At 73.4% G+C, this 13337-nt stretch carries 12 protein-coding genes; 5 read left to right on the top strand and 7 right to left on the bottom strand.

What is annotated here, in order from left to right:
* Window positions 1-167: 167 nt before the first annotated feature.
* Window positions 168-1115, top strand: a complete 948-nt coding sequence (locus ACFWH7_RS03670) for a M10 family metallopeptidase domain-containing protein (protein WP_378215081.1) — start codon at window positions 168-170, stop codon at window positions 1113-1115.
* 33 nt (window positions 1116-1148) lie between these two features.
* Here ACFWH7_RS03670 and ACFWH7_RS03665 read toward each other — a convergent pair whose 3' ends face one another.
* The 4 genes from ACFWH7_RS03665 to ACFWH7_RS03650 form a co-directional block, all read right to left on the bottom strand.
* Window positions 1149-1607 carry a hypothetical protein gene (locus ACFWH7_RS03665; protein WP_378215080.1) on the bottom strand — a complete coding sequence of 153 codons (459 nt, stop codon included), beginning with the start codon at window positions 1605-1607 and terminating at the stop codon, window positions 1149-1151.
* Window positions 1608-2066: 459 nt separating this feature from the next.
* Complete coding sequence (locus tag ACFWH7_RS03660) at window positions 2067-2939, bottom strand: heme ABC transporter ATP-binding protein (protein ID WP_378215079.1); 873 nt, start codon at window positions 2937-2939, stop codon at window positions 2067-2069.
* Complete coding sequence (locus ACFWH7_RS03655) at window positions 2936-3946, bottom strand: FecCD family ABC transporter permease (RefSeq protein ID WP_378215110.1); 1011 nt, start codon at window positions 3944-3946, stop codon at window positions 2936-2938. The genes ACFWH7_RS03660 and ACFWH7_RS03655 overlap by 4 nt, the downstream gene beginning before the upstream one ends.
* A gap of 131 nt (window positions 3947-4077) precedes the next feature.
* Window positions 4078-5340 carry a heme/hemin ABC transporter substrate-binding protein gene (locus tag ACFWH7_RS03650; protein ID WP_378215078.1) on the bottom strand — a complete coding sequence of 421 codons (1263 nt, stop codon included), beginning with the start codon at window positions 5338-5340 and terminating at the stop codon, window positions 4078-4080.
* A 157-nt stretch (window positions 5341-5497) separates the two neighbouring features.
* On the opposite strand from ACFWH7_RS03650, the gene fdhD reads away from it, so the two are divergent.
* Both fdhD and ACFWH7_RS03640 read left to right on the top strand, forming a co-directional pair.
* Window positions 5498-6364 (top strand): formate dehydrogenase accessory sulfurtransferase FdhD, encoded by an 867-nt coding sequence (gene fdhD / locus ACFWH7_RS03645; RefSeq protein WP_378215077.1) that lies wholly within the window; start codon window positions 5498-5500, stop codon window positions 6362-6364.
* Complete coding sequence (locus ACFWH7_RS03640) at window positions 6361-8649, top strand: FdhF/YdeP family oxidoreductase (RefSeq protein ID WP_378215076.1); 2289 nt, start codon at window positions 6361-6363, stop codon at window positions 8647-8649. The genes fdhD and ACFWH7_RS03640 overlap by 4 nt, the downstream gene beginning before the upstream one ends.
* A 33-nt stretch (window positions 8650-8682) precedes the next feature.
* On the opposite strand, the gene ACFWH7_RS03635 is transcribed toward ACFWH7_RS03640, so the two are convergent.
* The 3 genes from ACFWH7_RS03635 to ACFWH7_RS03625 form a co-directional block, all read right to left on the bottom strand.
* On the bottom strand, window positions 8683-9351 hold the full coding sequence (locus ACFWH7_RS03635) for a biliverdin-producing heme oxygenase (protein WP_378215075.1): 669 nt from the start codon (window positions 9349-9351) through the stop codon (window positions 8683-8685).
* Between the two features lie 97 nt (window positions 9352-9448).
* Window positions 9449-10759: an MFS transporter gene (locus ACFWH7_RS03630; RefSeq protein ID WP_378215074.1), complete on the bottom strand. Its 1311-nt coding sequence runs from the start codon at window positions 10757-10759 to the stop codon at window positions 9449-9451.
* Window positions 10760-10850: 91 nt separating this feature from the next.
* A complete protein-coding gene (locus ACFWH7_RS03625) occupies window positions 10851-11465 on the bottom strand; it encodes a TetR/AcrR family transcriptional regulator (protein ID WP_378215073.1) in 615 nt (204 codons plus the stop codon).
* 142 nt (window positions 11466-11607) lie between these two features.
* Here ACFWH7_RS03625 and ACFWH7_RS03620 point away from each other — a divergent pair, with 142 nt between their 5' ends.
* Together ACFWH7_RS03620 and ACFWH7_RS03615 are read left to right on the top strand one after the other, a co-directional pair.
* Window positions 11608-12183, top strand: a complete 576-nt coding sequence (locus ACFWH7_RS03620) for a DinB family protein (protein WP_378215072.1) — start codon at window positions 11608-11610, stop codon at window positions 12181-12183.
* An 89-nt stretch (window positions 12184-12272) separates the two neighbouring features.
* On the top strand, window positions 12273-13280 hold the full coding sequence (locus ACFWH7_RS03615; RefSeq protein WP_378215071.1) for a hypothetical protein: 1008 nt from the start codon (window positions 12273-12275) through the stop codon (window positions 13278-13280).
* Window positions 13281-13337 lie beyond the last annotated feature (57 nt).

The raw sequence follows: 13337 nt of genomic DNA, 5'->3' as shown, positions 1-13337 counted from the left end.
GGTGGTCTCAGGCTCGGGTCGTCACTGCACCCCAGCCGGCTCAGGCGTGGGAGTACAACGGTTGTCCCGCGTACAGCACGTACTTCACGTGGGCCACGAGTGGACCAGGCGCGGCCGAGTGGGACACGATCGCTCGGCTGTCCGCTGGGAGCTGGGCGTCGTCCACCGTGCTCCAGTCGAAGCAGTTGATCAACTCTGGGCCGCCCTGGATCGGGGTCGCCTTCGATGACTACGGGGACACGGACTGGGCAGGGCGTGCCCTGGATTTGTTCGATTGCAACGCGATGAAGCAGCGCATCCAGATGAACACCTACGAGCACCGGTTCGCGACGATCGAAGAGAAGCGCAGCACCATGGCGCACGAGTTTGGGCACGCGCTTGGGCTCACCCACCCGGTAGTGCAGAGGGAGGACACCCCGTGCGTGGACGTGTCGCTTATGAACCACTACTGGGCGCCGCGTAGCGAGTGCGGGGTCTACATTCCACAGCATGACGATCGGGCAGGTATCGACGTCATCTACAACGGGCAGCCGGGATGTGATGACTGCGCCCCACCGGACGTCTACCGTACGCCAGCACCGTCGGCGAACGCGGTCGGCAGCGTCCTGGAACTCACCGAGCACTATGACTCGCTGCAGGAGCTTCGCGCCGACGCGACCGACGAGGTCGTCGTCGAAGCGACGGGCAACTCCAGGGTGGAATACATGGGAGGCGGAGCACAGTACGCGGCGTGGGACGAGCCGACACCGTTCCTAGTCACCGAAGTCCGGGTGCTCGCGTCGGCCCAAGGTGATGCCAAGCCCGGACAGACGCTGTGGATCCGTCAGTTCGGCGACCAGGACGAATACGCAGTGAACGGCGCTGCTGCGCAGCTCGAGCCCGGCAATCGGTACCTTCTGTTCACCAAGCCCTGGGTCACGGCCAGTGATGCGAACACCGAACAGCACGTCCTCGTCGGGGCGCAGGCTGCGTGGCGCCTGGAGTCGAGCACGGCTGTGACTCGCTCGGCGACCGGAACCGACGGTTGGCTGACCTCAGGAGAGTCGAATCTCCCGACCACGGTGCACGTGCAGGTCGACACGTTCGGGGACCTCGAGTCCGCCCAGGTCGAGTAGCGACTCGACCCCTGGAGGTCGTGGGTCCGGGAGTCAACCGGCTTCCGGGCCCACGACCTCGATCATGGCGTTGGATCGACCGCACTCGACAGCCGGGTCGAGCTCGCACCACAGGTTCTCGCCGTCGACGAGGATGTCAAGGACGACAGGACCCTCGGGGAAGTCCGCGGGGATCTCCACCTCAGCGGTCAGAGCCCCCTGCGCTGACGGCGACCCGAGTTCAATCTCTGTCTTGGCCTGCATCTCGGTGTGGGAGGCCAGACGCACCGCGTAGGTCGCGCCGTCCGCGAGGCTGGCCCTGCATCCCTCCCGAGCGTTGAGTCCCTCAACGGTCACCACGACCGTCTCGCCCGCTCGAACCGTTTCTGGATCAACGAGCGGCGACGAAGGCATGCATGCACCCGAGCTCCCGCCCCCTGATGCGCACGCCGTCACCGACAGCGCCAACGAGACCATGACAACACCGGCAGCAAGCGTCCGTGCGCGCTTCATCCGCGCATCCTATTGACCTCGCACGGTCACAAGTTGCGAATCGTTCTCTGTGTGGACTTCGCGCCAACGCCGTCGAGCTGTATGAATCCGCCAGATGAACCGGATCGTCCAGCCAGTTGGCGGACAAGTTGTCAGGCGTCGCACAACCAAGTTCTGTGACGCCTGACAAACGGTCGTTTCTACGACAGGCGATGAGGCGCCGCGATCTGTCGAATCTCTGACTATCCGGGGACTCAGGTCGATCCGAGATGTCCTCGCCGCGAACGTTCGGTGTCGTGAGCGTGTAGCGGCAGCAGACCGCTGGCCGGGCGCACTCGTGGACCGGCATCGCGTGCAGGAAGCCCGCCCTCGTCGGCGGACGACAGAGCGAGAACCCATGCCCTCGATGCGGACGTGATGCACGAGGAGGCGTCGGCCGTGTGCCCATCTCTGAGCGGTTTTGGCGGCGACCGTTCGCACTCAGCGGCGCGGCAGGACGATCGGTTCACCGCCGGCGGGGTGCTCGACGACCTCGACGGGGTAGTCGTAGACGCCGCTCAGCAGCTCGGCGGTGAGGACGTCGCGAGGGCCGCCGTCGGCGACGACGCGCCCGCCGGCGAGGACGGTGACCTGGTCGGCGTAGGCGGCCGCGAGCGAGAGGTCGTGCACGACGACGACCACCGCACCGCCGGCGGCGGCGTGCGCCCGCGCGAGCTGGAGCACGAGCTCCTGGTGCTTGAGGTCGAGCGCGGCGGTCGGCTCGTCGAGCATGAGGAGCGCGGTGCGCTGCGCGAGCACGCGGGACAGCGCGACGCGCGCCTTCTCCCCGCCCGAGAGTGACGTGAAGTGCCGGTCGGCGAGGTGCTCGACGTCGGTCGCGGCGAGCGCCTCGGCGACCACGGCGTCGTCCTCGCCCTCGAACGGCGTGCCGCGCCACGGTGAGCGGCCCATGCGCACGACGTCGACGGCGGTGAACGGGAAGCTCAGCGACACCTGCTGGAGCATGACGGACCGGCGGAGCGCGAGCTCCGTCGGGGTCCAGGCGCCGAGCGGCCGCCCGTCCACGGTCACGCTCCCGGCCTCGGGGCGCAGGTCGCCGGTGAGCACGCCGAGCAGCGACGACTTCCCGGCCCCGTTCGGGCCGAGCAGCGCGCGGACCTCGCCCGCGCGCACGTCGACCGACACGTCCCGCAGGATCGGCGCCTCGCCCAGGGTGAGGGAGACGTCGTGCGCCGCGGTGACCACGTCGCCGGGCGCGGTCGGCCCCGGGAGGCGGGACCTCCGTCGGGCACCGGTGACGGCGGTGCGCAGGGATCCGAGGAACGAGGAGCCCTCGTGGCGCAGGTCGCTCATGCCCAGCCCCCCTGGCGCGAGCGCGTGCGGCGCAGCAGGTAGAAGAAGAACGGCCCGCCGACGAGCGACGTGATCATGCCGAGCGGCAGCTCGACGTTCGCGACGGCGCTGCGCGCGAGGAGGTCGGCGGCGAGCAGCACGACGGCCCCGCCCAGCACGGAGGCCGGGACGAGCGTGCGGTGGCTCGGCCCGCAGACCATCCGCACGAGGTGCGGCACGACGAGCCCGACGAACGCGATGATCCCCGTGAACGCGACCCCGGCGGAGACGAGCAGCGCGACGAGCACGATGACGAGCTGGCGCAGCCGTTCGACGTCGACCCCGAGGTGCTGGGCCGCGCGCTCGCCGAGCGCGAGGAGGTCCATCTTGCGGCGCACGAGCATCGCGCCCGTGACGCCGACGACGGCGATCGGCAGCACGACCGCGACGGACTGCCACGTCGCGCCGCCGAGCGACCCGAGCTGCCAGAAGACGATCTGCTCGCGCGCTGCCGGGTCGGCGACGAACGTGAAGAACGCGAGCATCCCGCCCGCGAATGCGTTGACCGCGATGCCCGTGAGCACGAGCGTCACGACCTCGGTGCGCCCGCCGGCGCGCGCGAGCGCGTAGACGACGAACGTCGTGACGAGCCCGCCGAGGAACGCCGCCCCGGCGACCCACGTGCCCGGCACGAGCGCGCCGGCGGTGACGATGACGGCGCACGCGCCCACGGCCGCGCCGGAGGAGACCCCGATGACGCCCGGCTCGGCGAGCGGGTTGCCGAACACGCCCTGCATGAGCGCGCCCGAGCACGCGAGCGCCGCGCCCACGACGATCGCCAGGACGACGCGCGGGAACCGCACGACCCACAGCGCGTTCTCGCCCTGCGGGTGCGACGGCATCGGCCCCCAGTCGAGCCCGACGTGGTGCGCGAGCGAGCCCAGCACCTCCGCGGGCGACACCGGCACCTGCCCGGTCATGCCCGACACGACCGTGAGCACCGCGAGCGCGACGCCCAGGCCGATCATCAGCCAGCGCGCGGCCCGGCGGCGCTGCTGCCCGACGGCGGGCCCCGCCCGGGTGGGCCGGCCGCCCGGGCGCGGGGCGTCGTCGGGCGCGGGTGCGTCCTCCGTGGCGCCCGGCGGGCGCGTCACAGCGCTCACGACGCGGGGAGCTCTGGCGCGGGCACGCCGTAGAACGCCTCGACGAGCGACGCGATCGTGGACCCGGTGCGGGGGCCGAACGTGAGCAGGCGCGAGCCGTCCATGTCGACGACGCGGCGCGCCTCGCCGGCGGGCGTCTGCGCCAGCCCGGGGATCGCCATCATCGCGTCGAGTCCGCCCATCGACTCCAGCCCGTCGGTCATGACGAGGTAGGCGTCGGGCGCGGCGCTGATGATCGCCTCGCTCGTGACCGGCGCGTACTGCTGCGTGAGGCCGATCGCGGTCCCGGCGTCCTCGCCGCCGATCTCGCGGACCAGGTCGTCGGCGCCCGAGCCGGGCCCGAACAGCATCTTGATGTTCGACCCGCGCAGGTAGAGGAACGCGACGCGCGGGGTCCCGGTGTCCTGCGGGACGGCGTCGAGCGCCGCGCAGATCTGGCGGTCCGTGCGCTCGACCAGCGCCTCGCCCTGCTCCGGCACGCCGAGGGCGGTCGCGACGGCGCGGATCCGGTCGTCGACGCCGTCGAGCGTGCGGGCCTCGTCGAGGTAGACGACGGGGATGCCCGAGCTCTCGAGCTGCCCCCGCACCTCGTCGGTGAGGATCGTCGCGTCGGTGAGGATGACCGACGGGTCGAGCCCGAGGATCGCCTCGACGTCGAGCGCGTGGCCCGCTCCCGTGACGACGGGGACGTCCGCCGCCTCCGGGAAGCCGGTCGGCAGGTCGCGTCCGACGACGTTGTCGCCCAGCCCCAGGCTGTAGACGATCTCGCCGAGCGTCCCGTACAGGTCGACGGGGATGATGCGGCTCACGTCGGTGATCTCGACCTGGCGCCCGTCGACCGACTCGATCGTGACGGGAAGCCGCGGGGCCGGTGCGTCCGCGATCGGGTGGATCGCGTCGTCGGCGAACGTCGCGGTCGTCGGGCCGGTGGGGAACGACGCCGGGTCGGCGTCGGACCCGCCGCCCGCGGCGCGCGACTCCTCGAGCGTCGTGCAGGCCGGTGCGTCCGTCGTCTCGTCGACGGTCTCCGCAGGCGCCGCTTCGACGGGCGCCGCGTCCTGGCTCGTCTCCGCCGACGGCGTCGCGGGCGGCTCGTAGGGGAGCGGCGCGCACGCCGCGACGAGCCCCAGCGCGACGAGGGCACCCGCCCCGGCCAGGCTCGTCGCCGCGCGTCGGGACCCGCGCGTGGTCGACGGCGTGCTCGCCGTCCGGGTCGAAGGGTCGCTCGGTCGCTGCACGGCGTGGGCACGGTGACGCATGGGGAGATCTCCAGGAGGGCGGTGCGCTAGGGCGGCGCGACCCGGCGTGGTCGTCGCCAGACCCGGATAAGATAAGCCTAACCTGACTTCGCGGGGACCCCGACCGCCGTCCACGTCACTCCCGTCACCTCCTTCCGGGCCTGGCACCATAGGCGGGGTGGGACAACACTCGGCGCGACGACGCGTCACCCGGTACACGCTCGGCCAGGACTCCGCGCGCGTCTCGAGGCGCGAGGACCAGCTGACCGTCGAGGAACCGCTCGAGGTCCGCGTCGACGGTCGGGTGCTGACCGTCACCATGCGCACGCCGGGCCACGACCTCGAGCTCGCGCTCGGGCTGCTCGTGGCCGAGGGCGTGGTGCACCACCCGCACGACGTGCGCACGGCACGCCTGTGCACGACGGCCGACAACACGGTCGAGGTGACGCTCGCCGAGGCGGCCCGGCCGCGCGCCGTCGGCCTCGCGCGGGCGCTGCCCACGACGAGCGCGTGCGGGCTGTGCGGTGCGGACAGCATCGACGCGGTGCGGACCCGCTCCGCCCACGCCCTGCCCGACGACGGGCCGGACCTCGATCCCGCCTGGCTCCTCGGCCTCCCGGACCGGATGCGGGCGGCCCAGGTCGTGTTCGCGCGGACCGGGTCGCTGCACGCGGCCGCGCTCGTGGACGTCGAGCACGACGAGCTGCTCGTCGTGCGCGAGGACGTGGGGCGGCACAACGCGGTCGACAAGGTCGTCGGGTGGGCGGTCCAGCGGGGCCGCCTGCCGCTGCCCGGTACGGTGCTCGTCGTGTCCGGGCGCGCGGGGTTCGAGCTCGTGCAGAAGGCGTCGACGGCCGGCATCCCGGCGATGGTCGCCGTCTCCGCGCCCTCGACCCTCGCCGTCGACCTGGCTGTCGAGGCGGGGATCACGCTCGCGGGCTTCGCCCGGGGCGACTCGATGGTCGTCTACGCGGGCGAGCACCGGCTCCGCGCCGCGGCCCCGAGAGCGACCGCCGTTCCGAGCACGACGGCGGTCCCGGCATGAGCGGGCACGGGGGCGAGGCGCACGTCGGCCCGCCCAAGGACAACGCGGCCGGGCCGGAGGCCGTGGTGCGCACGCTCGTCGCCTCGGTGCGCGAGCTGGGACCCGTGCGCGCCGCACGGCTCCTGACGGCGGCGAACCAGAAGGACGGCTTCGACTGCATGAGCTGCGCCTGGCCGGACCCGGCGCACCGCAGTCACGCCGAGTTCTGCGAGAACGGGGCGAAGGCGATCACCTGGGAGGCGACGCCGCGCACCGTGCCGCGCGCGTTCTGGGCCGAGAACTCCCTCACCGACCTCGCCCAGCGCGACGAGTACTGGCTGGGGCAGCAGGGCCGGCTCACCGAGCCGGTGCACAAGCCGGCGGGCTCGGACCACTACGAGCCCGTGACGTGGGAGCGCGCGTTCGAGATCGTGGGGGACCGGCTGCGGGGGCTGGGTTCCCCCGACGAGGCCGCCTTCTACACGAGCGGCCGTGCGTCGAACGAGGCGGCGTTCGTCTACCAGCTGTTCGTCCGGGCGTTCGGCACCAACAACCTGCCCGACTGCTCCAACATGTGCCACGAGTCCACCGGCACGGCGATGCTCGAGACCATCGGGATCGGCAAGTCCACGGTCTCCTACGGCGACTTCGCCCGGGCCGACCTCGTCATCGTCATGGGGCAGAACCCGGGCACCAACCACCCGCGCATGCTCACCGCGCTCGAGGGGACCAAGCGCGCGGGCGGGTCGGTGGTGTCGGTGAACCCGCTGCCCGAGGCCGGGCTCGTGCGGTACCGCAACCCGCAGACCGTGCGCGGGCTCGTCGGTCGTGGCACGGACATCGCGGACCGGCTGTACCAGGTGCGCCCGGGCGGGGACATGGCGCTCCTGCAGGCGGTGTCCCGCCGCGTGCTCGACGCCGAGGACGCCGCCCCCGGGACGGTGCTGGACCACGCGTTCCTGCGGGCACACACCCGCGGCCTCGACGCGTTCCGCGCGCACCTCGCGGACCTCGACGAGGACGCGGTGCTCGCCGCCACGGGCCTGACGGCGGCCGACGTCGACGACCTCGCGGCGCGCTACCTCGCCGCGGACCGCGTGATCTTCACGTGGGCGATGGGCCTGACGCAGCAGCGCAAGGGCGTCGACACGATCAAGGAGATCGTCAACCTCCTCCTGCTCCGCGGCCACATCGGTCGGCCGGGCGCCGGGGCGTCGCCGATCCGAGGGCACTCCAACGTGCAGGGCGACCGGACCATGGGCATCTGGGAGAAGATGCCGGACTCCTTCCTCGACGCGCTCGGGCGTGAGTTCGCGTTCGAGCCGCCGCGCGCGCACGGCGCCGACTCCGTCGAGACGCTCCGGCGCATGCGTGACGGGCGCATCCGCGCGTTCCTCGCGCTCGGGGGGAACTTCGCCGGCGCCATCTCGGACACCGCGGCCGCCGAGGCGGCGCTGCGCGGCACCGACCTCACGGTGCAGGTCTCCACCAAGCTCAACCGCTCGCACGTCGTCACCGGGCGCGAGGCGCTCATCCTGCCGACGCTCGGGCGCACCGAGGTCGACGTGCAGAAGAGCGGGGCGCAGATCGTCTCCGTGGAGGACTCGGTGTGCGCGGTGCACGCGTCGCGCGGCAAGGTCGACCCCGTCGCACCGGACCTGCGCAGCGAGGTGGCGATCGTCGTCGGGATGGCGGAGGCGACGTTGCGGGGTGGCGCGGGCGCCGACCCGGCGCCGGGGATCGACTGGGCGGCCATGCGGGACGACTACGACGTGGTGCGCGACCACGTCAGCCGCGTCGTGCCCGGGTTCGAGCGGTTCAACGTCGACGTGCGGCGCCCCGAGGGGTTCGTGCTCCCGCACGGCCCGCGCGACTCGCGCACGTTCACCACGCCGAGCGGGCGCGCCGAGATCACGGTCAACGAGCTCGAGCCCGTCGAGTGCCCGCCGGGTCGCCTGATCCTGCAGACGTTGCGCTCGCACGACCAGTTCAACACGACGATCTACGGGCTGTCAGACCGCTACCGGGGCGTGCGCGGGGGCCGCGACGTCGTGCTGGTGCACCCGGACGACCTCGCCGAGCTGGGGTTCGCCGACGGCGACCGGGTCGACGTCCATGCCGAGTGGCCCGGCGAGCCCGACCGCGTCCTCGCGGGCCAGCGCGTGGTCGCCTACCCGACGGCGCGGGGGTCGGCCGCCGCCTACTATCCCGAGGCGAACGTCCTCGTCCCGCTCGAGAGCACGGCCTACGGGAGCAACACGCCGGTCTCGAAGTCCGTCGTCGTCCGGTTGCAGGCCGCGAGGTAGAGCCCCGGTCCGGCTGCCGGGGTCGCGCCGGGCTCAGCGGTGGACGGCGCCCAGGTCGGCGAAGAGGTCGCTGTTGAGGCGGAAGGCGTGCTTGGCCTCGGCGACGGTCTCGTCGAGCTGCTCGGGCGTGAGGACGAGGCCGTCGAGGCGCTCGCGGTAGACGTCCTTGAACGGCTTGGACTTGGGGATCTCCACGAACGTGTAGAACGCGAGGCCGTCGCCCGAGAGCCCGTAGTGGCGCTCGAGCACGCGCTTGATGATCTGCCCGCCGGAGAGGTCGCCGAGGTAGCGGGTGTACGCGTGCGCGGCGTACGCGGGCAGCGACGCGCCGACCGCGCGCAGGCGCGCGACGTAGCGCTCGGTCGCGGGGTGGATGGTGATGCGCTCGGCCCAGTCGGCGCCGACGAGGAACGCGAGGTCCCTCTCGATCTCGGGGGTGCGCGTGAGCTCGTCGAAGACGAGCGTCGAGCCCTGGGCGTCGGCGCGCATCGATGCGCTCGCCTCCTCGAGCGCGCCGTAGATGGCCCACTGCTGCGCCGCGAGGTCGGCGTACGCCGCGACGTCGAGCTGCCCGGACATGAGCCGCTCGACGAAGCCGGAGCCCTCGGCCTGCTCGTGCTCGGGACGCGTGCCCTCGCGCAGGCGCTGCGACAGCGGCACGGACTCGTCGGTGCGGTCGAGGTCGTGGGTGAGAGCAGTCACGGGTGGCTCCTGCGGGTAGCGTCGGGTCGGGGCGCTCGTCCTGACGTCCTGTCATGACGATGCGTCAGGAACTGTAGCCCACTCAGGTGAGGCTTGCCTATCCTCTGTCCGGGATCTGGTCCACGTCCTCCGGGTCGGGGAGCCGGGCGAGGAACCGGAAGCCGAGCAGTGCGACCAGGCTGCCCAGCCCGCCGCCGACGACGAGCGGCGTCGCCAGGTCCGCGCGGGCCAGGAGCCCGCCGAGGAACGCCCCGAGCGGCATGACCCCCCACAGGAGCGTCCGCCAGGTGCCGTGCACGCGGCCGAGCAGGCGGCCGGGGATCATCGCCTGGCGCAGCGACATGACGAGCACGTTCCACACCGTGACCGCCCCCGAGCTCACCGCGAACAGGGCGGCGCCGGCGGCCACCGCGGTGCCAGAGCCGGGCAGGAGCGGGGCGAGCCCGAGGAGCACGAGGACGACCGTCGAGACGAGGTTCGCGACGGCCATCGTCGGGCCGGTCCCGAAGCGCTCCTTGGCGGGGTTCGCCACCGCCGCCGCGACGAGCGACCCGGCCGCCCCGACGAGCAGGAACGTCCCGTACCAGCCCTCGGGGACGCCCAGCACGTCGAGCACGTAGAGCACGATCGTCGCGGTCGCGGCGGAGAAGCAGAGCCCGACGACGATCGAGAGCAGCCAGAGCGGGCGCAGGGTCGGGTGTACCCACAGGTAGCGGAACCCGTCGCCGAGCTGGCGGAACCAGGGTGGCGCGGGCTCGGCCCCCTCGACGGACGCGGCCCGGTGCTCGCCCGCCGCGACGGCGGGCAGGAACAGGGCGAGCGCCCCCGCGACGGCGTAGGCGGCCGCACCGGTCCCGAGCGGCACGACGACGGCGACCGCGAACAGCGCGGACGTGAGCGGCGCGGAGAGGAAGTTCTGGACGGTGATCTCGCCCGCCTCGATGCGCGAGTTCGCGCGCGGGAGGTCGGCGGGTCGCACGATCGAGGGCAGCACCGCGCGGATCGCGCCGTCGTACACGGTCTCCAGCGCGCCGTAGAGGAACACGACGGCGTAGAGCCACCAGATCGTCAGCGTGCCCGTCGCGGCCAGGGCGACGAGCCCGAGGGCGAGGAGCGTGCGCGCGCCGTTCGCGAGCGCGAGCGCGTGCCGGCGGTCGATGCGGTCGAGGAGCACCCCGGCGGGGATCGCGAAGAACAGCCACGGCAGGAGCGAGACGGCGGCGATGCCGGACACGAGGAACGGGTCGTCGGTGAGCCGGGCGGCGAGCAGGGGCGACGCGACGCGCGCGATGCCGTCGCCCAGGCTGGAGCTGAGGTTCGCCGTGAAGACGTTCCGGAACGGCGCGCCGAGCCCGGCGCGCACCCGGGCGGGGGCGTCGGGGAGCCTGCGGCGGCGGAGGGTCGGCACCTCCCGAGGCTAGGCGACGGTCACCGCGGGCCTCGCGCTCTCCGGGCCGCTTCTGCTCGCGGGAGAAGGGCCCGCGACCGGGCCGGCCGGGTCAGCGGGTGAGCGCGGGCGAGGTCGCGTCGGCCCCGACGGCGCGCAGCACGAACGCCTCGGTCGCCTCGATCGCCTGCTCGCGCGCGGCCGGGTCGTCAGGGACGAGCCGGCCGGACAGGCACGCGTTGACGAGTTGCACGGTGGTGTCGATGTCCTGCTCGGGGAACTCCCCGACCTCGATGCCCGACGCCACGATGCGGCGCAGGATCGTCTCGACGAGCTCGGCGTGCTCGCGCAGGCGCTGGCGGGTCGTGCGCGACAGCACGGTGCGCAGGTCCGGGCCGGGCGCGAGGTGGAAGATGCGCTTGAGCTGCGCCTGCTGGCGGATGTAGGTGCGCAGCTGCTCGACCGGGTCGTCGACGTGCTCCAGCGCCCGCTCGAGCGTCCCGACGTACTGCTCGGTCTCGTGGGTGATGAACCCGAGGAGCAGCGCCTCCTTGTCGGGGAAGTGGTTGTACACCGCGGTGCGGCCGACGCCCGCGGCGGCGGCGATGTCGGCGAGGGAGATGGCGTCGAAGCCGCGGTCCATCATGAGGGTCGAGAGCGCCGCGAAGAGCTTCTGCCGGGTCTGGGCGCGGTGCTCGTGGAGGGATCCTCCGATGATCTTGGGCATGCTGACATCATAGGAAGGTCGTGTCAGAACGCTAATCGGCACCTCCGGGCCGCGGGCGGGCCGCAGGTGGGCGGCCACGGAGCCGACGCCCCGCCGCCGTCGGGCCTCCCGGGCGCGCGACGCCGTCTGGCACACTGCCGCCATGGACACGACCGCGTCGCCCGACGGCGTCCCCGCCACCGCCCCGGACCCGGACTTCCCGCCCGTCCCCGCGGACACCAAGGACTGGACGTGGGTCATGGAGCGCCCGTGCCCGGAGTGCGGGTTCGTGGCGGCCGAGGTGACTCCCGACCGCGTGGGGGTCGCGGTGCGCGACGCGGTCCCGCGCTACGTCGCCGCGCTGGGCCGCGAGGACGTGCGCGTCCGTCCCGACGCCACGACGTGGTCCGTCCTCGAGTACGCCGCGCACGTGCGCGACGTCTTCTCCGTGTTCGACGTGCGCGTGCAGTCGATGGTCGAGGGCGACGACCCGCAGTTCGCCAACTGGGACCAGGACGCGACGGCGGTCGAGGAGGACTACGCGCACCAGGACCCGGCGGTCGTCGCGCGCGAGCTCGCGATCGCGGGCGACCGGGTCGCGGGCCGCTTCGACGCGCTCGTCCCGGACCAGTGGGAGCGCCCCGGGCGGCGGTCGAACGGGTCCGTGTTCACGGTCCGCACGCTCGGCCAGTACTTCGTGCACGACGTCGTCCACCACCTGCACGACGTCGACGCCTGACCGGACGCGCGGCACCTGCCGCAGCAGGGGACGCACGGTCGTGACACGGGCGTAACATCCCGGCATTCCGGACGCCCTACGGTCCGGTCATGGACGCCACCGTCGCCGGCCTCGTGCCGGACGCGCACGCGGGAGCGCACCTTCTCGCGGTGCCTCGTTCCCGCGGTGCGGCTCGCACGCCCGTGGACACCCTCGCGCGCGCCTGGTTCGCCGACGCGGCATGGACGACGCCGCCCGGCGGCGGAGGGGCGACCCGTCCCATGGTCGGCGCGCGATTCCGGGGCGTGGTGCCCGACGGCGTGGTGACGGCGGGCGAGCTCCGGCTCGCCGAGGGCGCGCGCGTCGTCGGACCCTTCCCGCTCACGCCGCCGCAGACGCAGGCGCTCGACCTCGCGGGCGGGAGCGCCGAGGCGTTCGCGCTGCAGGTCGACGACCCGGCACCGCGCGGTGCGCCGGTCCCGCTCTCCGACGACCGGGACGGTCTTGCGCGGGCGTTCGCGGCGGGGCTGCCCCAGGGCGTCGAGCTCCAGGTGCTGGGCTGGGCGGTCGCGGCGGCGCGGCGCGTCGGGGGCGCCGTCGTCGCGGACGGCCGGACGGTGCTCACGCCCGACCCCGCCTCGGGGGTCGACCTCACGCTCTACAGCGCCCAGGTCCTCGGGCCCGACGACGCGCTCGGCGTCCTGCGCACGACGGTCCCGAGCGCGCGCGTCGTCGCGGTCCACCCCCGCCCGGACGGCCTCGCGGAGTACGTGCTGTCGGGGGAGACCCCGTACGACGGCGCGGTCCGGCTGGCGGCGCAGCGCGTGCCGCAGGTGCCGCTCGCCCTCGGCGCGCTCGACTGGCGCGAGCACGGCCCGCACGCCTACCGCGTCACCTGGGTCCCGCAGGACCCGTACGAGCTCGAGGTCGAGCGCCCGTCGGGGCTGCACGTCATCGCGCGCTCGCGGGCACGGGTGCTCGTCGCACGGCTCGCGGCGATGCTCCAGGGGCGCCTCGCGGGGACGCTCGTGGACGACGGCGGCTTCGTCGTGCGGGACCTCGACCTCGACGAGCGGCTCACGCCGGCGGCGACGCCGACGACGCAGTTCTGGGTCTGACCGACGGCGTGCGCACGAGACGCGCGCCCCGGCCGAACCGGGCGTGTCGGTCGGGCG

Origin of the sequence: Cellulosimicrobium cellulans, assembly GCF_042723955.1 — a bacterium.
Taxonomy (GTDB): domain Bacteria; phylum Actinomycetota; class Actinomycetes; order Actinomycetales; family Cellulomonadaceae; genus Cellulosimicrobium; species Cellulosimicrobium cellulans_H.
This window is presented reverse-complemented; position numbering and strand designations above follow the sequence as displayed.